Origin of the sequence: Legionella fairfieldensis ATCC 49588, from assembly GCF_000621525.1 — a bacterium.
Classification (GTDB): Bacteria; Pseudomonadota; Gammaproteobacteria; order Legionellales; family Legionellaceae; genus Tatlockia; species Tatlockia fairfieldensis.
The window spans coordinates 26,105-51,572 of sequence record NZ_JHYC01000015.1; the positions used below are offsets into that span (position 1 = coordinate 26,105).

Genomic DNA, 25,468 nt, shown 5'->3' on the forward strand with positions numbered 1-25,468 from the left:
TAAGTATGACGATTGTTAGCTGGATATTTTTAAATAGATTGAGACTTAACATCGAAATACAATACATCGAATTTGAAAGCCAGCTCATCATCAAAAACAATCAAAATCACCCTACCTACGTGTTACTAACCAATTAAATCCCTGATCACTTGCAGATCTTGATACCCTATAGAAAATCAATTAACATTTTTTTCCGGCATTTTCATCCAATTGACGTAGAAAAGCTATTTTCTCGCCAAGCTTTATTTCTAAACCACGTGGTGAAGGTTTATACCAATGAGGAGCTTTTACCCCTTCTGGTAAATAATTTTCCCCAGCGGCATACGCATTGGGTTCATCATGGGCATAACGGTAAGCATGACCATAACCCAAATCTTTCATTAATTGAGTAGGCGCATTACGTAAATGAACAGGCACTTCGCGTGATTTATCCTGTTTAACAAAAGCTTTTGCTTTATTAAAGGCAACATAACCCGCATTACTTTTAGGAGCAAGGGCTAAATAAATGACTGCTTGCCCCAAAGCAAGTTCACCTTCCGGTGAACCCAACCGCTCATAAGTGGTCGCTGCATCGTTAGCAATCTGGATAGCGCGCGGATCAGCCAACCCAATGTCTTCCCAAGCCATTCGCACGATGCGCCGTGCCAGGTAAATTGGATCAACGCCGCCATCAAGCATGCGACATAACCAATAAAGCGCAGCATCAGGATTAGATCCACGCACCGATTTGTGTAAAGCAGAAATCTGGTCATAGAAATTTTCACCGCCCTTATCAAAACGGCGATTACTCGAAGTAAGTGTATTCTTTATTAACTCTACATTAATCTCTGTCACTCTCTGTGCTTTCGCGGCTGTATCAATTTGCTCCAGCATATTGAATAAGCGGCGTGCGTCACCATCTGCATAAAGGACGAGATTATTAATTGCTTCCTCATCGAATTGCAAATGAGTGAGTACTTTTTCACAGGCTCTTGCCACTAATTGTTTAAGTTCATTATCGGTTAAAGGCTTTAGCACATAAACTTGTGCTCGCGATAACAACGCGGAATTAACTTCGAAAGAAGGGTTTTCTGTGGTAGCACCAATAAATGTTATCAAACCTGATTCAGTAAACGGCAACAGGGCATCCTGCTGCGATTTATTAAACCGATGAATTTCGTCGATAAAAAGTACAGTATGACGATGCTGGCTTAAATACTGTTTTGCTTGCTCAACTGCAGCTCTTATTTCTTTTACACCGGAGAAAACAGCCGATAAGGCTATCCATTCACAATCAAATGCTTTAGCGGATAAACGCGCCAGAGTTGTTTTACCAACACCTGGCGGTCCCCATAAAATCATGGAATGCGGCTTGGCTGATTCGAAGGCGAGCCTTAATGGTTTGCCAGGCGCTAGCAAATGATCTTGCCCAATAACCTCATCCCAATGGGTCGGTCTTAATAATTCAGCAAGCGGTATTTCAGGTTGTCTGGCAATTCTTGTCATTGTTGCACTACGTCCGCCCCTTTTGGCGGTTTAAACTGAAATAATGTCGTTGCAACGTTAGGATTTAACTTCACTTTGCTTAAATTCACTATAGTATGCTGGCCCAGTTGATCAAACATTTCAATCTTATTTAACACATCGTTGGTAAATATCAGTTTCAGTCGCTGGAAGTTCGCTCTACTGGATTTGGAGTGTAAATCATAAGTCTGGCTTGTACCTGATGTCACCACGTCAACATCAAAATCGCGGGTTACCGTATTATCATAGCCGCTTAAAAACAAAGCTGCCGTCCCTCCTAACCCTTTTTCCTGTTTTTTAACGGTAACCTGCTCTAAATCGACGTCATAAACCCATAATTTATTACCATCGGCAACGACAAGTTGCTCCATGGGTGTTTGAGTTTGCCAGCGAAAACGTCCCGGACGTTCAAGCGCCATTGTACCGGAAGAATGAGAAATTTCACGCCGTTTTTCTTTAACAATCTGTTTAAAATGAGCTGTCATACTTCGCATTTTATTCAGTTTATCTTGTAATACATCACCAGCAGACTCACAAAAAGCACTTGCTGTGAATAGCATCGACAGGGCTAAAATTGTTTTTTTCATCATTTATTCCTCGCTGACCGTGGACACCAATACATCTCTATAACTGCCTTCCAAAGGCCCCACAATACCCGTGCGCTCCATCTCTTCTACCAAACGGGCGGCACGATTGTAACCTATCTTTAAACGACGCTGTACCGCTGAAATACTCGCTTTTCTTGTTTGAATCACGAATTCAACAGCCTGATCATAAAGCGGATCAGCCTCTTCCGTTTCCTGTCCATCATCCCCCATCCCACTCTCCGAACTATCGAAAGTCTGGGTAATTTCATCGATGTATTCAGGTTCTCCCCGCGCTCGCCAGTCATCAGCAACACGATGCACCTCTTTATCATCAACAAAGGCACCATGCACGCGTAAAGGGGCGCCACTTCCCGGCGCTAAATAAAGCATGTCTCCATGACCTAATAATTGTTCAGCACCCTGTTGATCAAGGATAGTACGAGAATCAATCTTTGAAGACACCTGAAACGACATTCGGGTCGGAATATTGGATTTAATCAAACCAGTTAATACATCAACAGAAGGTCGTTGCGTGGCTAAAATCAGATGAATACCCGCTGCCCGTGCTTTTTGAGCAATACGGGCAATTAATTGCTCTACTTTTTTACCTACTACCATCATCATATCAGCTAACTCATCAATAATGACGACAATATAAGGTAACGTTTGTAATAGGGGCGCACTTTCATCCATCCCATCGGCTGGTTTCCATAAGGGATCGGTTAACGGCTCTCCTTTTGCCGCCGCTTCCGTTACTTTGGCATTAAAACCAGCCAGATTACGTACTCCCATGGCAGCCATTAAACGATAACGTCTTTCCATTTCGCCGACACACCAGCGCAACGCAGAAGCAGCTTCTTTCATATCCGTTACAACAGGAGTCAATAAATGCGGAATACCATCATAAACGGATAATTCCAGCATTTTGGGATCAACCATAATTAACCGTACCTCTTCCGGCGTTGATTTAAACAGGAAACTCAAGATCATGGCATTAATCCCAACCGACTTACCTGAACCTGTTGTTCCTGCTACCAGTAAATGCGGCATTTTAGCCAGATCAACTACCATAGGATGCCCGGCAATATCTACACCTAATGCCAGCGTTAAAGGTGAATGGGCCTGTTGATAAACATCCGCTGAAAGCACTTCAGATAAACGAACTGTTTCTCGATATTGATTAGGCAATTCAAGTCCAACAACGGTTTTACCCGGAATTACTTCTACTACTCGAACACTGATAACGGATAAAGAACGAGCCAAATCTTTAGCAAGCGAAGACAGTTTGCTGACTTTAATACCTGCGGCCAATTGCAATTCAAAACGAGTAATAACAGGCCCCGGATGCACCGCAACTACATCAGCCTGGATGCCAAAATCTAATAAATGCTGTTCTACTTCACGTGAGAGGTTTTCCAGTTCCTGATGGGTATAACCTCCCATTGGCTTCCCTGCCTCCCCTTTATCCAAAAGGTCAAGTGCTGGTAAGCCGCTCATGGAATTCGAATGCCGGGTTTTACTCGAATATCGATGGGTATTTTCTCTGGCGGGTTTTAAAGAGGACACTACCACAGAAGTAACGCTTTGTGGTGTGTTACTATTAGTTTTTAATACATTTGTCTCCGGGCCCATTAGCATAGGCAGAGCTTTTTCTTTTTTGACCATGGGTGATTTAGGCTCTGACCCGGAAATAATTCTGTTTTTCCCTCGGCCGCGAAAACGTTTTATTTCAGCTCTGACAAGGCGTGAGCCTACAATTAAAGTGTGCAATAACCAGTTCAATGAATTTAAGGTAAAAAATCCGATTAATTCAGTAACATAAATCCACGACAATCCTGTCAGTAAAGTAATACCCACCAGGAAAATTGCAGCCAGTAGTAACGTCGCTCCTCTCAAACTTAAAGCATACTCAAAGCCTGTTGAAATCACCTCTCCTAATAGTCCGCCCGCACTGTGATAGGCATCCAATGCTGCGATTTGTGGCTCCAGACTCAGTAAACCACAGCCCCCCATCATTAAGAAAACAAAACCACTACCGCGCAAAAATAAAGCGGGTCGATTAATAACACGCAATGCACGATGATCTTTCAAAACCAGCCAGGCCACATACGTGGTACAAAGTGGCAAAGAGAAGGCAAAATAACCGAATAAAAAATAAAGGGCATCCGCGACATAGACACCTACCTGCCCGCAGGCATTAGTGATATCCGAGTTTACTTTCTTCACCTGGAACCAGCTTGAATCCGTTAATTCATAAGTACTTAAAGAAAGTAATACGAAAAAAGCGCAGGTTAAAATCAGAATAAAACAGCCTTCGCTAATACGTCTGGTTAAAAAATTTGGCAAGGTTTTTTTAGGAGCGCCAGCGTGTTTACCCACTTGTTGTTTCCTATAGATCTTTAAATGCAGGTTATTTTGTCATACTATTTGCCATCTTAACATACTTATAAGAGAGGCAGAGAGATGAGCAAAAGCAATCACCATCGCCTGATAATTTTAGGTTCAGGCCCTGCTGGATATACTGCCGCAGTGTATGCTGCTCGTGCCAATTTACATCCCGTACTTATTACGGGAATGCAGCCAGGTGGTCAATTGACCACAACCACTGAAGTGGACAACTGGCCGGGAGATGTTGAAGGGTTGTTAGGACCTGCTTTAATGGAACGGATGCAACAGCATGCCGAACGTTTTGAAACTAAAATTATTTTTGATCACATTATCCGCGCTGATCTGCAACAACACCCTTTTATTTTACAAGGAGACAGCGAAACCTATACTTGTGACGCTTTAATTGTTGCCACAGGCGCTTCCGCCCGTTATCTGGGACTGGAATCAGAAAAAGCCTATCAAGGCCGTGGCGTTTCTGCTTGTGCAACCTGTGATGGTTTTTTTTATCGCAATAAAGCAGTCTGTGTTATTGGAGGAGGAAATACAGCCGTTGAGGAAGCACTCTATTTATCCAATTTAGCGGCTTCAGTCACGCTTATTCATCGTCGTAATAGCTTACGTTCAGAAAAAATATTACAAGATAAGCTATTTGAAAAAGCAAAACACGGCAATATCAATTTACTCTGGCATCACACGCTCGAAGAAGTGTTGGGCGATGGGATGAAAGTAACCGGGATAAGAGTTCGTAATGTTCTTGATGAAGAAGTCAGGGAATTAAAACTCGATGGTGTTTTTATTGCAATCGGTCACACGCCTAACACTGAATTATTTAAAGGACAATTAGCTATGAAAGAAGGCTATCTAACGATTCGCTCTGGCCTTGAAGGCATGGCTACTGCAACAACGATTCCTGGGGTCTTTGCTTGTGGTGATGTGGCCGATCATGTTTATAGACAAGCCATTACCTCAGCAGGCTTTGGTTGTATGGCGGCTTTAGACGCAGAAAAATATCTGGATAGCATGAATAGTAACTAGACGACCAGGAGGTCCTTATTCTCCCCCTTACTTTTTTATCAACAAAGGACGATTTTAACTTTCCAAGTCCCGAAAATAGCGATAAACAAGGGCTATTGGCGATAGGAGGAGACTTATCGCCAGAGCGTTTATTGGCAGCTTACGCTAAAGGAATTTTTCCCTGGTATGAACCAGGCTGTCCTATACTTTGGTGGTCTCCCGACCCCAGGCTAATTCTTAACCCTGTCGCATTTAAAGTCTCACGCAGTCTCAAACAAACACTTAAAAAACCTCATACTTTTACTATGGATACCGCATTCTCCGAGGTAATTAACGCATGTGCTACTGTTGCAGAGCGTTCTGATAATACCTGGCTCAGCGGAGAAATGCGCGAGGCTTATACTCAATTACATCAAATGGGTTATGCTCATTCATTTGAGATATGGTCGGAAAAAAAATTGATTGGCGGCTTATATGGCCTTGGTTTAGGGCGTGCTTTTTTTGGTGAATCCATGTTTCATCGGGCAAGAGACGCATCCAAACTGGCATTATATTATCTTTGTCAAACACTGAAGTCCTGGCATTTTGATTTTATAGATTGTCAATTACCTACCGCTCATTTACAGCGCTTGGGCGCAGTTATAATAAGCCGACGCGAGTTTCTCCATTCTTTACAGGAAACTTTACAACATCCAACTTGTCAGGGTTTATGGACAACTGACTTTCCTGATAAATCTTAACTTTTTACCCCTTTAAAGACAGGTTTGTCCTTTAAGGTCTGTTGCCATTTTTTTCATTTTAGTGCACTATCTGCGCTTTATTCTGATTTGTTTATGAGAAATTTATGGCAAAAGAAGATCACATTGAGATGCTCGGTACAGTAATAGACACTCTGCCCAATACAATGTTTCGCGTTGAATTGGAAAATGGTCACGTAGTGACAGCACATATTTCTGGCCGCATGCGGAAAAACTACATTCGTATATTAACAGGCGATAAAGTAAAAGTAGAATTAACACCTTATGATTTAAGTAAAGGACGTATTATTTTCCGTGATAAAAATTAATTACGTCATTTATCAGTGATCAATGAAAATTCTAATCGCCCAACTAATTTTGTCATACGGTGAGAGTGGACTGTAACATAAGTATTCAACTCTGATGTCTTTCCCGCGCAGGCGTTGAGTAATCCTCTCATTTTTTTTGTTTAATTTATTTGAAATTATTTTAACCCCTATGATTTTATTTTTGTCATCCCCCGCGAAGGCGGGGATCTGTCTTTCAATCAGAACAACCGTGTAATTTGAGAAATAGATTCCCGTTTTCACGGGAATGACCTAAAAATAAGAGAAAATTTGCATATCCCGTGAACGCTTACCGTGAATGTTACCTTGCAGTTTATCAACCCCTGACAAAATTAGTTGAACCTCATGACCTACTGTCCCGCCACCATCATCTCTTCTATTAAAATAGAACCACAACGCGCAGAAATATTAGGGTTGATATCATTGCCCACAGCCACAATGGCTTTAAACATTTCTTTCAAATTACCTGCAATAGTTATTTCTTCAACTGGAAACTGAATTTTGCCTTTTTCCACCCAGAAACCGGAAGCGCCTCTGGAATAATCTCCCGTCAGACCATTAACTCCTTGTCCCATTAATTCAGTAACCAGTAAACCTGTATCCATTTTTTGCAATAAGTCTTGTAGATCCCCTGCCGTTGGATCAATAGTCAAGTTATGGACTCCGCCGCTATTTGCAGTGGTTTTTAATCCTAAACGCCGAGCTGAATAACTGTTTAATACATATTGCTGTACTATACCGTCGTCTACGAAAACATTATTTCGGGTAGTAACCCCTTCACCATCAACCGGAGAGCTTCTTAATCCTCTTAGAAGGTAAGGTTGTTCATAAATTTTAAATCCTGATGGAAAAATTTGCTGTCCTATTGAATCCAACAGAAAGGAATTTTTGCGATACAAATTAGATCCACTAATTGCATTAATAAAAGACGACACAAGGCCGCTGGAAATTCGTGAAGAAAACAATACAGGCACTTTTTGCGTTTTAATGGCGCGTGCGCCCAGACGACTTGTCGCACGCTCGACAGCCAACTTTGCCAGATTCTCCCACGAATTCAAACTGTCTGCCGACCTTGCGGTCGTGTAATCATAATCACGCTGCATACTGTCGCCTTCTTTAGCAATCAGAGAACAACTGATACTATGCCGTGTACTTTGGAGAATTCCCGCCCCACCCTGTGTATTGGCATATCCCTGACAAAAAGCGTAAGTAGAAAGATTAACACCATCTGAATTCGCAATGCGTTTATCCATAGCTAAAGCATGCCCCTCACAAGCAAGCGCTCTTTCTATCGCTTCGGGCGGGGTAATAGACCAGGGATGATATAAATCCAGGTCAGGATGTTGATTACTCATTAACTCCGGATCAGCAAGACCAAAACAGGGATCTTCGGCACTGACTCGCGCAATATCACAAGCGGCATTCACCAGGGTATCTAACGCAGCAGATGACGTGTCAGTACTACTGGCTCCCCCTTTCCGATGTCCCATGTATACAATGAGACTTACTCCCTTGTCTTCGCTGAAAGCAACTGTTTCAACTTCCCCCATTCGTACATCTACTGAAAAACCACTATCGTGATTAACCGAAACCATCGCATCGGTGGCACCCCGCTCTCGCGCACGTGCTAATACATCCTCCATCAATTCAGATAAATTGCTGGTTGACTTCACTGCCTTTCTATTGCTATTTTTCGATAATGTTCTCATGGTGATTCCGCCGCTATCAAGTTTGTTCATAAGGATACAAGATTAATATGCCGAGGCAAACCATTGTCCCTACAAAATGGCTTACCGGAGTCTTTAAGATTTTTATCGTTTCCTTTTTGCTGTTGTTTTTTACAAATCTTACCATTGCTGCAAACGACTGGCGCCAGGTAGCACCGGGTATTGAGTATCAGGATCTGGAAGGAAGTTTTTTAACGCCCTGGTCTCATGTCCATGCTTTTCGCATCGATCTTAAAAAAAACAATTTCTCCCTTGTTACAGCAAAAGAATTAGCGCGCGATCACGCTTCAGTCGATGAATATGCCCAATACAGTAAGGCTTTAATAGCCATCAATGGCGGATTCTTTGACAATAATTATAAACCGCTTGGTTTGCGCATTTACAACAAACGCCAACACAACCCATCCAAAAATATTAGTTGGTGGGGTATTTTTTACATTAAAAATAATAAAGCCTACTTAACCAACGTTAATCAGTACAATTATGAAAAGCAAATTGACTTTGCAATTCAAAGTGGGCCGAGGCTTTTAATTAACAATCGTATTCCACCCCTTAAACCAGGCAGAGCAGAACGTTCCGCCTTGGGAATTACGCGCGATGGACGAGTCATTATCCTCGTTACGGACAATATGCCCATGTCAACTACTGAACTTGCACAGCTCATGAAGGCTAGTCCTCTTGGTTGTGAAAATGCGCTCAATCTGGATGGTGGCAGCTCAAGTCAACTACGCGCCCAGATAGGTTCATTTCAGCTGGATGTGCACGGTTTCTCCAATGTCAGCGATGCTGTTATAGTCAGATCAAAAAATTAGTCAATGACGTCTGGTAACTTTCACGTCCCTCTCTAAACATTATTCTAAAAATTCTATTTCGTTGGATTTTTACAAAAAAGGGAAAACCTGACAACTTATCCACAACTTATTCCCATATTATTCTCTTGATCTTCACAAAAAACACTATATATAGATTTTTAAATTAAATAAACAACCAGATATTGTGTTTTTTGATTGAGATCTCCGATAAATTATTCTATATTCTAAGAGGAACCCAACTCATCTTAAGGAACAAGATTAGGGGTATCAAAACAACACCTTCCGTGGAGAAAACATGTCTGAGATTCTTGAGCCGGTAAATGATATACCGCAAACAAGTCAACTGGAATTGACCACAAACGCCCCAGGTTTGTTGAAAACAATCAAACGTAACGGAAAAGTCGTTCGTTATGATGAAAGTAAAATTAAAGTTGCTATTACCAAAGCCTTTATTGCAGTAGAGGGAGGGAATGCCGCAGCATCTAACCGCATTCACCAGCAGATTAATGAAATAACCCACCAGATTACCCAGGCGTTTAAACGCCGTTTACCCAGCGGTGGCACTATTCACATTGAAGACATTCAGGATCAGGTAGAGCTTGCCCTGATGCGAAGTGGTGAATATAAAATAGCCCGAGCTTATGTCCTTTATCGTGAAGAACATCGCAAAGCACGGCAAGCTGATTTAAAACAACAGGCCAGTGACAGTAAAGTACCTCTAATTACCATGCCAAACGGTGAATTACAACCGCTGGATATGAAACGGGTCAACACTATTGTTACAGAAGCTTGTCGTGAATTAACTCATGTTAAAATTGAGCCTGTTATTAAAGACGCTCTACGCAATCTCTATAATCAGGCCAAACTGGAAGATGTTCATAAAGTTTTAATTATGTCTGCCCGTACTCTGGTGGAAAAAGAACCTAATTATACGTATGTCAGCGCACGCTTGTTGTTAGATAGTCTGCGCAGCGAGGCACTGGGGAAATTACAACTCCGGACAGAAGCGACTTTTGATGAAATGGCAGCTCTTTATCCTGCTTATTTTAAAACCTACATTGCCCAAGGAATTGCTCAGGGAATACTTGATCATAAACTAAGTGAGTTCGATTTGGACAAACTTGGCAAAGCCTTATTACCCCAACGGGACATGCAATTTACCTATTTGAGCCTTCAGACTCTTTATGATCGCTATTTTATTCATGAAAAGGGGGTACGTTACGAATTACCTCAGGCTTTTTTTATGCGTGTCGCTATGGGACTCGCTATACGAGAAAAAAATCGCGATGCAAAAGCAATTGAATTTTATCGGCTTTTATCCTCTTTTGATTATATGTCATCTACCCCAACCCTCTTTAACTCGGGTACTGTCAGACCTCAATTATCAAGCTGTTATCTGACTATGGTTCCTGATCATCTCGATGGCATATACAGCGCAATCAAAGACAATGCCTTACTATCAAAATTTGCCGGTGGCCTGGGTAATGATTGGACTTCTGTAAGAGCGATGGGTGCTCACATTAAAGGAACCAATGGCAAATCACAAGGCGTAGTACCGTTTTTAAATGTTGCCGATGCGACTGCTGTAGCTGTTAATCAAGGCGGGAAACGTAAAGGCGCTGTATGTGCCTACCTTGAGTGCTGGCATCGTGATGTTGAAGAGTTTCTTGAACTGCGTAAAAATACAGGTGACGATAGACGCCGTACCCATGATATGAATACCGCATTATGGATACCTGATTTATTCATGAAACGTGTTCATGAAGAAGGAGAATGGACGTTGTTTTCTCCTGATGAAGTACCTGATCTTCATGATGAATACGGTAAAGCCTTTGAGGTTTTGTATAATAAATATGAAGAAAAAGCTCGTCTTGGCCACATCCGGAATGTAAAAACATTACCTGCTGTTAAATTATGGCGGCGGATGTTGTCCATGTTGTTTGAAACAGGTCATCCCTGGCTAACCTTTAAGGATCCCTGCAATTTGCGTTCGCCTCAACAACATACGGGTGTTATTCACAGTTCCAACCTGTGTACCGAAATTACATTGAATACCTCCCAGGATGAAATAGCGGTCTGTAATCTCGGCAGTGTGAACTTACCCGCTCATATTCAGGAAGGCAAACTGGATCGGGATAAATTAAAACGTACCATTACTACTGCAATTCGTATGCTTGATAATGTTATTGATATTAACTATTACTCTGTACCACAAGCACGTCATTCAAATCTCCAGCATCGGCCAATTGGTCTGGGTTTGATGGGTTTTCAGGATGCGCTTTATGCCTTGAAAATTGATTATGCATCAACGCAAGCCATTGAATTCGCTGATGAATCCATGGAACTGATAAGCTATTATGCAATTGAAGCGTCTTGTGAATTGGCAAAAGAGCGTGGCAGTTATTCAAGCTATGAAGGGTCCTTATGGAGCAAAGGTATTCTCCCCATTGATTCCATTAATTTATTACAACAGGCTCGTAATAAATACCTTGAGCAGGATCGTTCACAACGTCTGAATTGGGAAAATCTGCGCGTTAAAGTGCGAACTCAAGGCATGCGTAATTCGAATGTCATGGCTATTGCCCCCACAGCAACAATTTCCAACATTTGCGGCGTCTCCCAATCCATTGAACCCACCTATCAGAATTTATACGTGAAATCAAACTTATCGGGCGAGTTCACCGTAGTGAATCCTTATCTGGTCAACGACTTAAAAGCGCTTAATCTCTGGGATGAGGTCATGGTGAATGATCTGAAATATTTCAATGGCAGCGTACACTCCATTAGCCGCATTCCCGCTGAATTAAAAATGCGTTATGCGACTGCATTTGAAATTGATCCTGTCTGGTTAATTGAAGCTGCGTCTCGCCGGCAAAAATGGCTCGATCAAGCTCAATCACTGAATGTTTACATGGCTAAACCCTCCGGAAAAAAATTGGATCAACTGTATAAGCATGCCTGGGTACGAGGTTTAAAAACCACTTACTACTTACGCAGCTCAGGAGCAAGTAATGCTGAAAAATCAACGATTAATGACGGCGCGCTAAATGCAGTCAAATCAGAGGCAGAACCACCCAAGGTCTGTTCCATTCTTGATCCTGATTGTGAAGCCTGCCAATAAAAGGAGAAACTTAATGTCAAATCAACTGAATCAATCGATAGAAATTACAGACCTGACAGGTATTCCAAAACCAATAGGGGTGGCCGGGTTAGAAATTTTAGAAATGGGGGCAAGTCGTATTCATGTGGATGATAAGCAAATCATCAAGTGCCGTGCTGATGTAAATCAACTGGTTCCTTTTAAATACATATGGGCCTGGGAGAAATATTTAACAGGTTGCGCCAATCATTGGATGCCTAATGAAATCAATATGAGCGCTGATGTCGCTCTATGGAAAGATCCTGATGGGCTAACAGCTGATGAGCGCCTGATCATTCAACGTAATCTGGGCTTTTTTTCCACGGCAGATTCTCTGGTAGCCAATAATCTGGTGCTTGCAGTTTATCGCCATATTACTAATCCTGAATGTCGCCAGTACTTACTGCGTCAGGCTTTCGAAGAGGCTTTACACACCCATGCCTATCAATACATCATTGAAAGCCTGGGGCTTGATGAAGCGGCTGTGTTTAATATGTATCGCGAAATTCCTTCCGTAGCGACGAAAGCCTCTTGGGCATTACCTTTTACCCAAAGTCTGGGCGATCCCAATTTCCATACCGGTACACCAGAAGACGACCAACGCTTATTACGCGATTTGATTGCGTTCTATGTAGTCTTTGAAGGTATTTTCTTCTATGTTGGCTTCACACAAATTCTTTCTATGGGAAGACGTAACAAAATGGTAGGAACCTCCGAACAGTTTCAATATATTTTGCGTGATGAATCCATGCATATGAATTTTGGTATTGATGTTATCAATCAGATTAAAATCGAAAATCCTCATTTATGGACTCCTGCGTTCAAAGAGGAAATTATTCAATTAATTAAAGAAGGGGTGGCTCTGGAATACCAATACGCGAAAGATACCATGCCGCATGGTATTTTAGGCATGAATGCTGAAATGTTTGAAGAATACTTGCATTTCATTGCCAATCGCCGTCTTAATCAGATTGGTTTACCAGAACAATATCCTGGCGCTGAAAATCCTTTCCCCTGGATGAGTGAAATGATGGATTTGAAAAAAGAGAAAAATTTCTTTGAGACAAGGGTCATTGAATATCAGGCAGGAGGCACTTTAAGTTGGGAGGATGAGGACTAAGTGTATATTGAGTGGAACTTCCGGGTATTGTGCCAAGGCACAATACCCTCTTGAAAAACAGTTGCTTTATATGTAGTAGTTACAAGCCATGATTTAATTGTATCCATATCAATACCTGCCAGTTCTGCAGAGAATATTAACAATATCGTTATAAACCAAACAATGGCAGTTGGATATTCTCCGGTGTACTTTCTTGTTTCAATTTAATTCCTATGCCTAACAATCGTACCGGCATGCACTTTCTGACAAAGCCTTCCTGTATCAGTTGATGTAAAATTAAAAAATCAATTTTATGATTCACCCGCTCAACCGTTGTTTGCTGAAAATTATTAAACTTCAATTTTACAAATAAGGTATGGATCCCGGAAAGTTCACCTACGCGCTGTATACGCGCTTCAAGGCGTGCGATCAACTCTGGCAAAACAGCCAGGCAAGCATCACTATCGGGTAGGTCTATAGAATAAGTTTCTTCAACGCTAATGGATTTTCGAATACGCTTGGGATTGACCAGGCGATTATCAATCCCGCGCGCTAACTCATAAAGTTTTTGACCGATGGTGCCAAATCTGCTTAATAGAAATTCCACCGAATATTGCTGCAAATCAGCACAAGTTTTAATATGAAGTGATGCTAGTTTTTCTTCCATTTTTGGCCCTACCCCAAATAGCTTACGTACTGGTAAATCAAGAACAAACGCTGCAACATCCTCTGGTTTGATAACCATTTGGCCATTAGGTTTATGCCAGTCACTAGCAATCTTGGCAAGACTTTTATTGGGGGCAATGCCTGCGCTCGCCGTAAGCCGTCTTGTTTGATAAATTCGGCTACGTATTTCTTGTGCAATCCAGGTGGCACTTCCTTGGCATTGCGTGGATTCAGTGACATCAAGATAAGCTTCATCTAATGATAAAGGTTCAAGGAGGTCCGTATAGTCTGCAAAGATAGCTCTAATAAACTGACTTTCCTTTTGATATATTTCCATACGACACGGTCTTAAGATTAATTCGCGACATAATCGAAGCGCTTGTGCTGTTGGCATTGCAGAGTGCACACCGAATTTACGAGCCATATAATTACACGTGGCTATCACCCCGCGGCGTTTGGCATCCCCCCCTACAGCAATAGGCTTATTCGCGAGTTCAGGAAAATCACGCATTTCAATTGCAGCATAAAAACAATCCATATCAATATGGATAATTTTTCTTATTGGATTCATTTTTCAATAGAGAATTGCAATAGCAAGTGCTTGGCTAAGATAATACACGTCGCATTATAAAGAGAAAAGAGTTCAATAGAGAGTTTTTTAGTATACTCAAGCAAGAATCCGGCTTAACCAAAGATGACGTTTTCTCCATGATTTCTTTCCATGAACGCCTTGCTCTATCAGTAAATCAAATATCACGACATAATAATTATTTGGGCTAATGATTACTCTATAATAAAGAAATTAGTCATCACACTGATCACAGCAAAACGGATAAGTCTAAAAACACCTCATCGATTGAAGGCAGGCCGCTCCAATCTACATCATTTGTATATAAATAGTTATTCTATATTTGACTTGCGAAACGTTCTTACAATTTCTTCAGTATCATTATTAATAATTTCTCCATGAACATCTCCGAAATTGCCATTAACCTGCAACAGCATCCAAACATACAACTTATCTACATCATCACCCATTTTGGTGGCTATTTTTTCCTCATTACAGTACACGCAAGCAGTATATTGATGATTCATCGCCTATCCTTAAAAACAGATTATAATTTAATTATATACTCACCTCGCTCACGCAACTCCGATCAAAAAAAATAAAATTTACGAGGAAAAAAAGCAATTCAATCATAGTACACTGGTTAATTCTAGGCAGCAAGGAGGGGAAATTTTTAACAGAATTAAAAATAAAATAGCTTAAAAAATTTTTTGTCTACTTGACGCCTTAAATCTTACATGCTAGTTTTTAATTTTCATACTAAAAGGAGTTAGCTATGGATATAGTGGGTATGCTGGTTAATTTAGTGAGTGGTGGTGTTGGTGGTAATATTCTAGGCGCAGCCTGGAAAGAGAAAAGCCTCGGAGCTATTGGTAATACAATCGCCGGATTAGTCGGTGGCGTGGCAGGTACTTATATCATGCAAGCCGTTGGTGTTTTAAATAGCCTCGGACTAGGTAATATGAGCGTCAGTTCTCTGCTCGGCAATGTAGGCTCCAGTGCGGTAAGTGGTGCTGTTTTAACTGCCATTGTAGGTCTTATAAAAAACTCCATGAGTAATAAAGCTTAAATTAACCTTGCTCCGCAATAGCTTTAATTTACTTCATGAGAGACCTATACTCCACGGCTTGTCTTTTGTACCTGATAAAAACAGCCATTAACGTGAATGCCGACGAAAGTCGGCATTCAATGTCTTATGAAAGCTCCCTGGATGTCGACTTTGAATTTTTTGTCCGGCACGAAGGAAAACGCGTCAAAAATAGTACCAACAATGAAAAATAAACCTGATTGAGCCAAATCTCCTCAGTAGTTTGATCTTGGCATCAAATTACATTGAAATATGATTTGTTAAACACCATTATTTATTATTTTTAGTCATTCTCGTGCAAACGGGAATCTATTCTCAACTTGCCTCATCACTTTGCTTGCGAGAAGATCTGGATTGCTTCACCAACGCTTGCAAAGACGGAGTTTTATCTACCTGTAAATGGTTATCAATAATTCATTATTATTGCTGGCGCATATGAGGAAATAAAATCACATCTCTGATTGATGGCGAATTAGTAAATAACATAACCAATCTGTCAATACCAATACCTTCCCCGGCCGTAGGTGGCATACCATATTCCAGCGCTTCAATGTAGTCATTATCAAAATGCATGGCCTCCAGATCGCCAGCATTCTTCTCTTCAACCTGCTTTTGAAAGCGTTCCGCCTGATCCTCAGCATCATTGAGTTCTGAAAAACCGTTGGCAATCTCCCGCCCGGCTATAAAAAACTCAAATCGGTCAGTAACATCCGGATCCTCATCATTACGTCTTGCTAAAGGAGATACTTCTGTTGGATAAGCGGTAATAAACGTTGGCTGAATTAATTGGTGTTCCACCGTCTCATCAAATATAATCATGTGGAGTTTACCTAAACCGTCACTCTCATTATAAGTCAGGTTTAAGCTATTAATCAGGTCTCTACAATCGGCAACATTTTCCAATTGCTGAGTCTTTAGGTGAGGATTGTAATGCAAAATAGCCTCTTTAACAGTCATACAGACAAACGGTTTTGAAAAATCAATGAGTTGTCCCTGATATTCTATTTGACGGGTACCTGAAACTACATCACAAAGATGATGAAGCAATTGCTCCGTAAAATGCATTAGATCCTTATAATCAGCGTAAGCCTGGTAAAATTCTACCATTGTAAATTCAGGATTATGACGTGTGGATAATCCTTCATTACGAAAATTACGGTTAATTTCATACACTCGCTCAAAACCACCGACAACAAGACGTTTCAAGTAAAGTTCTGGGGCTATACGCAGAAACATCTCCATATCCAACGTATTATGATAAGTGACAAAAGGCCGAGCTACCGCACCACCCGGAATAGGATGCATCATTGGTGTTTCCACTTCTAAAAACTGATGATTATCCATAAATTGTCGAAAGGCTCTGATTAATTTCGAGCGTATCAAAAAGGTATAACGACTCTCATCATTGGCAATCAGATCGACATAACGCTTGCGATAACGCATTTCTTGATCAGCCAAACCATGAAATTTATCAGGTAAAGGACGTAATGATTTGGTGAGTAACTCAAGATGTGCTGCATTAACAGTTAACTCCCCGGTGTTCGTCTTGAACAGTTCCCCTTTAATTCCAACAATATCACCAAGATCCCAGTGTTTAAATTGCTCATAAATTTCTGGCAACTCATTTTGGCGCACGTAAACCTGAATTCGCCCGGATACATCCTGAATATGAAAAAAACTGGCTTTTCCCATAATTCGACGTAATACAATACGTCCTGCTATAGCAACTTTTACCTGTTTTTCTGCCAGATCCTCTTTCTCAACGCCGGCATACTGTTGTAACAAATTTTCTGCCAGGTATTGGCGACGGAATGCATTGGGAAACCGGAAACCTGAAGCACGTAAGTCGGCCAGTTTTTGCTTGCGGATCTGATAAACTTCGCTTTCATCTAAATGTTGTTCTTCTGTCATTCTACTGCCCCTACGCCTTCTTTTAAGCTTGCCACTATAAATGGATCTAACGCACCATCTAAAACTGCTTGTGTATTAGAGGTTTCAACCCCTGTTCTTAAATCTTTAATTCGCGACTGATCCAATACGTAAGAACGGATCTGCGACCCCCAGCCAATATCAGACTTGGTTGCTTCAAGAGCCTGTTGTGCGGCATTTTTCTTTTGCATTTCCATTTCATACAGTTTGGCTCGCAACTGCTTCATCGCCTGATCTTTATTTTTATGCTGACTTCTATCCGTCTGACACTGTACAACAATACCACTCGGCACATGGGTAATTCGTACGGCTGAATCAGTACGGTTCACATGCTGCCCTCCAGCGCCCGAAGCACGATAAGTATCTATACGCAAATCAGCCGGGTTAATTTCGATTTCAATGTCATCATCAATTTCAGGAGAAATAAATACCGCTGCAAAAGACGTATGGCGTCTGTTACCCGAATCAAAAGGCGATTTACGGACCAACCGATGTACCCCTGTCTCCGTACGCAACCAGCCGTAGGCATACTCACCAATAAAGTGGATAGTCGCACTCTTGATACCGGCCACGTCTCCTGCTGAACATTCCACCAGTTCAGTAGTAAATCCATGATGTTCCCCCCAGCGTAAGTACATACGCAGCAGCATTTCTGCCCAATCCTGGGCCTCTGTACCCCCTGAACCAGCCTGAATATCCAAATAAGCATTGGAGTTATCCATTTTGCCCGAAAACATACGCCTGAATTCAAGAGCGGCGACCTGTTCCTCCACACTGGCTAACTCCGAAGCCACATCATGAATTGCCGCTTCATCCTCCTCTGACCGTGCTAACTCAAAAAGCTCCGTTAAATCGGTAACATTCTGATCTAATTGTTCTAATTGATTAACAATAGCTTCTAATTGAGAACGTTCACGACCTAACGCTTGGGCTTGCTCAGGATTATTCCAAATTTCAGGAAGCTCTAATTCACGAATGACTTCTTCCAGGCGTTCACGTTTGCCATCGAAGTCAAAGATACCCCCGAAGTGCAATAATTCGCTCCGCCAAATCTGCCAAGGCCAGATTGATTTGATTAACTTCTAACATGCATGCCTACTATCTTTATGGTAAAAAGTTCTATTGTACAACTAAAGACAAAACCAGACCATAGGGTTAATTTTATCGATTTGTATTAACAAGTGGCTTGTAATAAACTATTTTGAAAGCGTTCACGGGATATGCAAATTTTATCTTCCAGACTTGTCTTTCCGTGCACAGGCGGAATCCATCCATAAAATTAGCACCATGTCTAATTCGCAGATAGTTTCCCGTCTGCGCGGGAAAGACATTGACGTTATATGCTTCTTAATTACCTATGCCGGGAACATCTACGATCTATTTTTCTAGTAAAAAATGCTTATTCCTTCATAGGTTATCGATTGAATTTCAGGTAGTAGCTTTTTTTGTTTCTTAATTTCAAGCATTTTTTTCGCGTAAACTATTAAGAGAACCCATAAGAGGCAAAATAGAAATGGGGGTTACTACACTACCTATTACTAACCAAACACCAGTAAAAATACGCATAACCAAACTGGCATTGGAAGTCACATGTACATTATACGTTGCATAAAGCCCTAAGCATATTAAACCTGCTATAGACCACGTTACCAAATAGTTAAGTGGCTGACTATCCATGCTTTTTAATTTAACATGATAGTATTCAAGTTTTTCTAATTCTTTTTTTAACTTAAACTGCTCGTTTAGTATGGGATTAATCTCATAAAATTTCTTTTCACAATCTACAGGGATTGACTCGAGTAACATTTTTGTCTTAAACGACATATTAGAGAGCAAATAATGTATTTGCTTATTAAGTCGAGATATATTCGATATAGTTTTTAAGTCTTCTGACAGTATTGCTACATGTCTAAGTATCTCTACAGGAAATGCTGGTTTTTTTTTGTTACCAGGTTTAAAAAATTGATGAACGCTATCTAACATTGTGAACATATTAATCACTTTAAAAAAGTGGAGTGTGATGGTTTGTTAAAATAAATTCCTAAAAATTATAGTTTAACTCTAATTAAAATTACATCTTTCGGATTTGAAAAACCGAGTACCTATATTACTACAAAGAAATCAAAGCATATTACCCGCAATTGCTTTATTGAACGTAGCATATATTAGCCCATGAGATTTTCCAAGCAGTATTTTCGCGAATCTGCTCTTTGAACAGCATGAGCAATTGCCAGAAAGTTTACATTGGCGCTGATGGAATAGGCTGCCTTCCTTCAAGAAACTCATTGGTATTACTTATATGATGAAGTGTCTGACCAAGCTCCTGAAGAATAAGTAAAGTCGCCGGAACAGGGTTATCCAAATCAGCCAGAGACTTTAATTTGGCATTCATGACAGGAGTACTTAAAAATAAAGCGCCAGTAAGCCACCAGGACGGTAAAGATAAAGAGAAAAGGGTTACAAAAGTACTCCCATAGTCAATCATATTACTGACATGGGCTTTATCATTATTTCGCTGTTGTTTAAATATAAATAAATACCTGTTTTGCATTTCACTGACTATTTCTTCAAGCTTTTTAATAAAACATAAAAATTCCTGTTTTTCCTGCTGCTTGTTGCTATTAGGTAACCTATGATTGTAGATAGTAATTTGCTCATCGATAGTCTGTAATAGTCTCGAAACTAATAAACTTTTATTATACGCTAATGAAAGTACTCCTTCTTTTTCCGCCGCTCTTTTTAATTCTTTCTCTTTGGCTCTTAATTTGCCAAGAATTGGCCGTATAAATTTCCACTCCAGATGGTTTTCAATAGGGGAAGCAGGTGGTGTGGTAAAAAAAGTGCGCATAAATATCCTTGGTATAGTTCAAATCTCCTTGTTAGTTTAAATAATAGCTCAAATAGAGTTATCTGATCATAATTATGGCTCGATTCATATCAATTTTGGATAGAAGCCTTAAGTCAACGCATCGTCATTGTGTATTTCCATATCAGGGTAATCCTCATGAGGCATTGTCAAAATAACTCGCTGCTCATGATTAATCTGACGCCATTTTAGAATGCGTTTTTATAACGGCTCGATAAGCATTTAAATTCATTAATAACTCTGCTTCAGCAGAGGAAAGATGACAGCTATTGATTATTTCCTCTTTATCCCCACCCATCTCAAGAATACGAAACGCATGTTGATAACTGCCATCATTATCACGTTTATTTTCTAACGCTTGTAATTGATTATCCATACTAACCAGTTGGTTGGTTATTTCTTTAATTTGTCTTGCAAAACTCAAATCAGCATTTATTAAAAGGCGATGATTAATCTGCTGTTGCTCCAATTCTGTTTTTAATCCGTTGACCTGCCGCGTCAACATGGAAAAGGTTTTTCGATAATAAAAAACCATTTTTAAAATAATGGCAGATGATAACAATCCGGCACTTAATCCAACAATACTCATCGGGTGGTATCCTTATTGTTCACATTAGTTGATTGAAGAGGATCGGAGTTAACCGTAGTGGAATTCACAGGATTACCCTCAGTCGTATTTCCTGTCCCTGATGACTCATTTTGTGATTTTTGATTGACACTCATCGCCGGATTTAACAATCGTGGTACCAACTTATCCTTAGCGATAATGACATTCACTCGCCTGTTTCTTGCTCGTCCTTCTTCCGTAGAATTATCAGCAACAGGGTATCGCTCGCCGTAACCCGTGACCGACATTTGATTCTGCTCTACTCCAAACGATGCCAGACAACGAGCCACTGCGGCTGCTCTGGCTGAAGACAATTCCCAATTTGAAGGGTATTGCGCCGTACTAATAGGTACGTTATCCGTATATCCTTCAATCGCTATAGGGTAAGGGAACTCTTTAATGATTGACCCTAATTTCATTAATTTTAATACCGCAACAGGTCTTAAATTGGCACTTCCGCTATCAAATAAAGCACCCGCTTTAATATCCAGTTCAACCCAGCCATCCTGTGGATTCATATGATAATCAGAATCCTGTAAGGCCGATAATGCCTGAATCAATTGATCAAATTTATTTTTCTCATTAATAGAACTCTGCACTGCCGCATTCAAATCTTTTTGTTGAGCTAATTCTGCTATAGCCTTTTTATTATTTTTAGTAGTAAACGCGGTGTGCATGCCTTCTGCCATGGATTTGTATTTTGATACGTTAACCGAAGAAATAGCATACATCACCACAAAAAAAGCAAACAGTAAAGTGATGAAATCGGCATAAGAAACCACCCAGCGGTGAGTATCTTCACGTTCAATTGATTTGTTTTTTCGTCCGCGCATTTTGCTGGTGTTGTCCATAATTATTTAACTTCAGGTTTAGCATATTCGGGCTTTCACCACTTGCCATTGAAACCATCCCCTCTACAATCATTTCATCATGGTGTATTTGATTAGCAATACAACTTTTTATTTTATTGGCAACGGGTAAAAACACCAGATTCGCAAGACCAACCCCATAAATAGTAGCAACGAAAGCAACAGCAATACCAGCTCCCAATTGGCTTGGCTCAGCCAGATTACGCATTACTTGAATAAGACCAAGAACCGCACCAAGAATACCTATCGTTGGGCTGTATCCTCCCATACTTTCAAAAACATGAGCGGCTCGCATATCTCTGTCTTCACACCGATTAATTTCAGATTCTAACACCTGTCGTATATTTTGTTTATCTACCCCGATTACCAACAACTCAAGCCCTTGACGCATCATGGGATTTTTTTCTCGCTCCAAATGCTCTTCCAATGACAGTAAACCGAATTGGCGTGACTTGCGCGATAACTCGATCAATTGCTCCCGACTTCGGGCAAAATGTTGCTCGGGAGGAATAAAAACCCAAGGCAGAAGTCTGAAGGCTCGCCTGAAGGTACTAAAAGGAGTTTGAATCATTACAGCACCCAGCGTTCCACCCAGTACAATAAATAAAGCGGGCAGGTTCATTAAAGAATGAAGATCCCCCCCCTCAAACATTTGTCCAATAATAATTGCTAAAAAAGCAGTTAAAAGACCTAATACGCTTAAACCATCCATAATTCCTTCCATCACTCTGGTAAACGAGACCTTATACGAAGCGTTGCCTGGCTGTGAATTTGAGAAACTCGTGACTCACTTACCCCCAATACCTCGCCAATTTCTTTCAAGTTCAAATCCTGCTCATAATAAAGCGATAAAACAAGGCGCTCATTTTTAGGTAAACCCGCAATGATTTGCGAAAGCTGGTTAATCATATCATCCCGTAATGCATTGATATGAGGCTCACTAAATTCACCTCCATCCCCTTTCAGAATATCATCAGTGACACCCAGATCATCAAAACCATAGAGCTGGCTTCCCGCAGAATCTTGCAGCATGTCATAATAGTCATCCAGACTTAAATTAAGTTCGGCAGCAACCTCACTATCTTTAGCATCCCGGCCCAAACGGTTTTCTACCCGTTTAACCGCTTCGGAAATCATACGCGAATTTCGATACACTGAGCGCGGTACCCAATCATTTCGGCGAACTTCATCTAACATATGGCCACGAATACGGATTCCTGCATAGGTTTCAAAAGAAGCGCCCTTTGTTGAATCATAATGTCTGACCGCTTCAAGCAATCCCAGCATGCCTGCCTGGATTAAGTCATCAAACTGTACAGAATGGGGCAAGCGTCCCAGCAGATGATGGGCAATACGTTTCACCATAAGCGCATGGGTTTTAACCAGCGTTTCTTGCGTTTGTTGATTCACTTTGCCGTAGGCAGCCAGGGCATCCACGACTCTCTCCTTGGTTTCGCTCGCCTGAAACGTACAGGTCGCTTGGGTTAAGCCTGGTAAATTTCAGGATATATTTTTCAACACTCTCCTGCTACCAGACGCTCCAGAAAAAAACTTGTATTACCACTTAACAATGGCCTGACGGGCCAATTATCAATTGTATGAGCCAGCTGCTCCAGTACCTTTGCTGCGTTAGAATCAGGGTAAGCAGTCAGCACAGGCTTTTGTTTTTTTACAGACTCATGAATCCGTTCATCAAAAGGAATAGCCCCTAAATAGTTCAGGTGTACATCTAAAAACTGTTCAGCAACACGATATAATTTGTTATAAAGATCCCGCCCTTCCCGTATAGTACGAACCATATTGGCAAGTACATGGAAATGACTCCAGTCACAACGCTTTGACATCACTTTAATTAATGCATAGGCATCGGTTAGTGAAGTAGGCTCATCACAGACAACGACTATTAATTCCTGCGATGAACGCGCAAAACTTAATACGGTGTCAGAAATGCCCGCTGCCGTGTCAATAATCATATAATCAACATCATCAGTAAGTTCATTAAATGCATCAATGATCCCTGCATGTTCCGAAGGACTTAATTGAGTCATAAATTCAAGGCCGGATGAAGCAGGTATCACTTTAACTCCACTCGGCCCTTCCAACAGGATGTCATTTAAATGACATAAACCCTGCACCACATGAGAAAGATTATATTTGGTATGTAAACCCAACATAATATCAATGTTTGCCAGACCTAAATCCGCATCAAGTAATAGGACCTGTTTATGTCGTTGAGCCAAGGCAACCGCCAGGTTTACAGAAACATTGCTTTTTCCAACACCACCTTTTCCGGCGGTAACCGCAATGACCTTAACAGGTTTAGCATAGTTTAAATTCCGCAATCCCGCTGCCTGATCTGGCATCCTCTGATTAATTTTCTCCGACATATAGCCTCCTTGCATTGTCTAATGGTGGTGCATTACCTTTATTGTTATTTACCGGGTTTAATAGTAAGTCCTGATTGCTAAATTGCTCAATCAACTGATGACGCGTTGCTATCTTAACATCTTCAGGTACTCGCTGACCATGAGTAAAATAACTCAACTCAAGACCTGTCTCTGCTACCGCGCTTAAAATGCCTCCCACAGCAAGAGACTCATCCAGTTTAGTAATAATACATTGTTCTATACGCTCAACCTGATAGCGTTTGATAGCTTCAATGAGAACCTGATAATGACTGGTCGCCTGTAAAACCAAAACAATGGAAACAGAGCGTAAATAATCGCTTAATAAATCCATCTGTGCTGCGACTCTTTCATCCGCAGGGTTCATTCCTGCTGTATCAATCAGTATTAATTTTTTATCATTCAGCTGCCTTATCACACGAACAAGCGAGACATCATCTTGAGCAATACAGACTGGAACGCCTAAAATTTTACCGTAAAGCATTAGTTGCTCATGAGCCGCAATTCGATAACGGTCCATCGTCACCAAACCCAGATTTTCAGCGCCAAAACGAAGCGCAAAACGAGCAGCAAGCTTGGCAATAGTGGTTGTTTTGCCAACCCCCGTGGGACCAACAAATGCATAAATACCACCTTCTTCTATTCGTCGTGATTGTCGAACAGGCAGGGCCTCTGAAAGCATGGTCAGCACTTGTTGCCATGCACGATCCTGATTGAGAGCCGGGTTTATCCGGGTTACCAATGAAGCCGCTGTAGCCTGGCTTGCACCAAGATATAATAATTTCTGCATTAATACCGCATGCAAAGGCTCGCCCTGATAACCCGCATAACCGCGGAGCTGGGCTTCCAACATGCCTCGCAATGTTTGAATTTCCTGACGCATATCGTCCAAAGGAGACTGCGTCACTGCATTTTCTACTGACTGGCTGGGTGGCTCAGCGGTGGCAATTGCAGTGGAGGTAGAAAGCACCATCTCATCAAAATCAACTGCCGCAACTATTTCAACGCCTCCTTCAACACGGCTACTTGATAAAATAACAGCGTCAGGACCGAAAGCCGCTTTAATCTGTTGCATAGCACTGCGCGTATCTGAAGCGACGAAACGTTTTAATTTCATA

Annotated in this window: 23 protein-coding genes; 7 read left to right on the forward strand and 16 right to left on the reverse strand. The window is 41.1% G+C overall.

Going from position 1 to position 25,468, the window contains the following annotated elements:
• Nucleotides 1–180 precede the first annotated feature (180 nt).
• From T345_RS0105110 to T345_RS0105120, 3 genes are read right to left on the reverse strand one after another with little or no spacing between them, the layout of a single operon-like run.
• A complete protein-coding gene (locus tag T345_RS0105110; protein WP_028388392.1) occupies nucleotides 181–1,485 on the reverse strand; it encodes a replication-associated recombination protein A in 1,305 nt (434 codons plus the stop codon).
• On the reverse strand, nucleotides 1,482–2,090 hold the full coding sequence (gene lolA, locus T345_RS0105115) for an outer membrane lipoprotein periplasmic chaperone LolA (RefSeq protein ID WP_028388393.1): 609 nt from the start codon (nucleotides 2,088–2,090) through the stop codon (nucleotides 1,482–1,484). Before lolA ends, T345_RS0105110 begins: the two co-directional genes overlap by 4 nt.
• Before the next feature lie 3 nt (nucleotides 2,091–2,093).
• Nucleotides 2,094–4,469 (reverse strand): DNA translocase FtsK, encoded by a 2,376-nt coding sequence (locus T345_RS0105120; protein ID WP_278044082.1) that lies wholly within the window; start codon nucleotides 4,467–4,469, stop codon nucleotides 2,094–2,096.
• A gap of 84 nt (nucleotides 4,470–4,553) precedes the next feature.
• Here T345_RS0105120 and trxB point away from each other — a divergent pair, with 84 nt between their 5' ends.
• The 3 genes from trxB (at nucleotide 4,554) to infA (ending at nucleotide 6,558) form a co-directional block, all read left to right on the forward strand.
• Nucleotides 4,554–5,513 (forward strand): thioredoxin-disulfide reductase, encoded by a 960-nt coding sequence (gene trxB / locus T345_RS0105125; RefSeq protein WP_028388395.1) that lies wholly within the window; start codon nucleotides 4,554–4,556, stop codon nucleotides 5,511–5,513.
• Between the two features lie 17 nt (nucleotides 5,514–5,530).
• Entirely contained in the window at nucleotides 5,531–6,232 is a 702-nt protein-coding gene (gene aat, locus T345_RS0105130; protein WP_028388396.1) for a leucyl/phenylalanyl-tRNA--protein transferase, read from the forward strand.
• Between the two features lie 104 nt (nucleotides 6,233–6,336).
• Nucleotides 6,337–6,558 (forward strand): translation initiation factor IF-1, encoded by a 222-nt coding sequence (gene infA / locus T345_RS0105135; protein ID WP_028388397.1) that lies wholly within the window; start codon nucleotides 6,337–6,339, stop codon nucleotides 6,556–6,558.
• Between the two features lie 368 nt (nucleotides 6,559–6,926).
• Here the strand turns inward: infA and pmbA are convergent, their stop codons facing one another.
• Nucleotides 6,927–8,285: a metalloprotease PmbA gene (gene pmbA / locus T345_RS0105145; protein WP_028388399.1), complete on the reverse strand. Its 1,359-nt coding sequence runs from the start codon at nucleotides 8,283–8,285 to the stop codon at nucleotides 6,927–6,929.
• Between the two features lie 47 nt (nucleotides 8,286–8,332).
• On the opposite strand from pmbA, the gene T345_RS0105150 reads away from it, so the two are divergent.
• From T345_RS0105150 to T345_RS0105160, 3 genes are all read left to right on the forward strand, one after another.
• Entirely contained in the window at nucleotides 8,333–9,115 is a 783-nt protein-coding gene (locus T345_RS0105150; protein ID WP_028388400.1) for a phosphodiester glycosidase family protein, read from the forward strand.
• 295 nt (nucleotides 9,116–9,410) lie between these two features.
• Nucleotides 9,411–12,236 carry a ribonucleoside-diphosphate reductase subunit alpha gene (locus T345_RS0105155; RefSeq protein ID WP_028388401.1) on the forward strand — a complete coding sequence of 942 codons (2,826 nt, stop codon included), beginning with the start codon at nucleotides 9,411–9,413 and terminating at the stop codon, nucleotides 12,234–12,236.
• A 13-nt stretch (nucleotides 12,237–12,249) separates the two neighbouring features.
• Nucleotides 12,250–13,374: a ribonucleotide-diphosphate reductase subunit beta gene (locus tag T345_RS0105160; RefSeq protein ID WP_028388402.1), complete on the forward strand. Its 1,125-nt coding sequence runs from the start codon at nucleotides 12,250–12,252 to the stop codon at nucleotides 13,372–13,374.
• A 148-nt stretch (nucleotides 13,375–13,522) separates the two neighbouring features.
• Here the strand turns inward: T345_RS0105160 and dinB are convergent, their stop codons facing one another.
• Entirely contained in the window at nucleotides 13,523–14,590 is a 1,068-nt protein-coding gene (dinB, locus tag T345_RS0105165) for a DNA polymerase IV (protein ID WP_028388403.1), read from the reverse strand.
• A 329-nt stretch (nucleotides 14,591–14,919) separates the two neighbouring features.
• Nucleotides 14,920–15,114, reverse strand: coding sequence for a hypothetical protein (locus tag T345_RS0105170; RefSeq protein WP_028388404.1), 195 nt, complete (start codon nucleotides 15,112–15,114; stop codon nucleotides 14,920–14,922).
• Nucleotides 15,115–15,362: 248 nt separating this feature from the next.
• Between T345_RS0105170 and T345_RS0105175 the strand changes: the two genes are divergently transcribed.
• Nucleotides 15,363–15,656, forward strand: coding sequence for a hypothetical protein (locus tag T345_RS0105175; protein ID WP_028388405.1), 294 nt, complete (start codon nucleotides 15,363–15,365; stop codon nucleotides 15,654–15,656).
• Nucleotides 15,657–16,094: 438 nt separating this feature from the next.
• On the opposite strand, the gene lysS is transcribed toward T345_RS0105175, so the two are convergent.
• From lysS to flhF, 10 genes are all read right to left on the reverse strand, one after another.
• Complete coding sequence (gene lysS, locus T345_RS0105180) at nucleotides 16,095–17,585, reverse strand: lysine--tRNA ligase (RefSeq protein ID WP_028388406.1); 1,491 nt, start codon at nucleotides 17,583–17,585, stop codon at nucleotides 16,095–16,097.
• A protein-coding gene (prfB, locus tag T345_RS0105185) for a peptide chain release factor 2 (RefSeq protein ID WP_131777684.1) occupies nucleotides 17,582–18,692 on the reverse strand; the annotation gives its coding sequence in 2 pieces (ribosomal slippage) (nucleotides 17,582–18,616 and nucleotides 18,618–18,692; 1,110 coding nt in all). The genes lysS and prfB overlap by 4 nt, the downstream gene beginning before the upstream one ends.
• 369 nt (nucleotides 18,693–19,061) lie before the next feature.
• Nucleotides 19,062–19,409 (reverse strand): hypothetical protein, encoded by a 348-nt coding sequence (locus T345_RS0105190; RefSeq protein WP_131777683.1) that lies wholly within the window; start codon nucleotides 19,407–19,409, stop codon nucleotides 19,062–19,064.
• Between the two features lie 433 nt (nucleotides 19,410–19,842).
• Nucleotides 19,843–20,451 carry a hypothetical protein gene (locus T345_RS0105195; protein WP_028388409.1) on the reverse strand — a complete coding sequence of 203 codons (609 nt, stop codon included), beginning with the start codon at nucleotides 20,449–20,451 and terminating at the stop codon, nucleotides 19,843–19,845.
• 190 nt (nucleotides 20,452–20,641) lie between these two features.
• Complete coding sequence (locus tag T345_RS0105200) at nucleotides 20,642–21,052, reverse strand: DUF2802 domain-containing protein (protein WP_423202080.1); 411 nt, start codon at nucleotides 21,050–21,052, stop codon at nucleotides 20,642–20,644.
• Between the two features lie 2 nt (nucleotides 21,053–21,054).
• On the reverse strand, nucleotides 21,055–21,927 hold the full coding sequence (locus T345_RS13625) for an OmpA family protein (protein WP_242604537.1): 873 nt from the start codon (nucleotides 21,925–21,927) through the stop codon (nucleotides 21,055–21,057).
• On the reverse strand, nucleotides 21,881–22,657 hold the full coding sequence (locus tag T345_RS0105210) for a flagellar motor protein (protein WP_028388411.1): 777 nt from the start codon (nucleotides 22,655–22,657) through the stop codon (nucleotides 21,881–21,883). Before T345_RS0105210 ends, T345_RS13625 begins: the two co-directional genes overlap by 47 nt.
• A gap of 11 nt (nucleotides 22,658–22,668) precedes the next feature.
• On the reverse strand, nucleotides 22,669–23,382 hold the full coding sequence (locus T345_RS0105215; RefSeq protein WP_028388412.1) for an RNA polymerase sigma factor FliA: 714 nt from the start codon (nucleotides 23,380–23,382) through the stop codon (nucleotides 22,669–22,671).
• A gap of 77 nt (nucleotides 23,383–23,459) precedes the next feature.
• Nucleotides 23,460–24,332, reverse strand: a complete 873-nt coding sequence (locus T345_RS0105220; RefSeq protein ID WP_028388413.1) for a MinD/ParA family protein — start codon at nucleotides 24,330–24,332, stop codon at nucleotides 23,460–23,462.
• Complete coding sequence (flhF, locus tag T345_RS13630) at nucleotides 24,316–25,467, reverse strand: flagellar biosynthesis GTPase FlhF (RefSeq protein WP_084273742.1); 1,152 nt, start codon at nucleotides 25,465–25,467, stop codon at nucleotides 24,316–24,318. Before flhF ends, T345_RS0105220 begins: the two co-directional genes overlap by 17 nt.
• Between the last annotated feature and the right edge of the window lies 1 nt (nucleotide 25,468).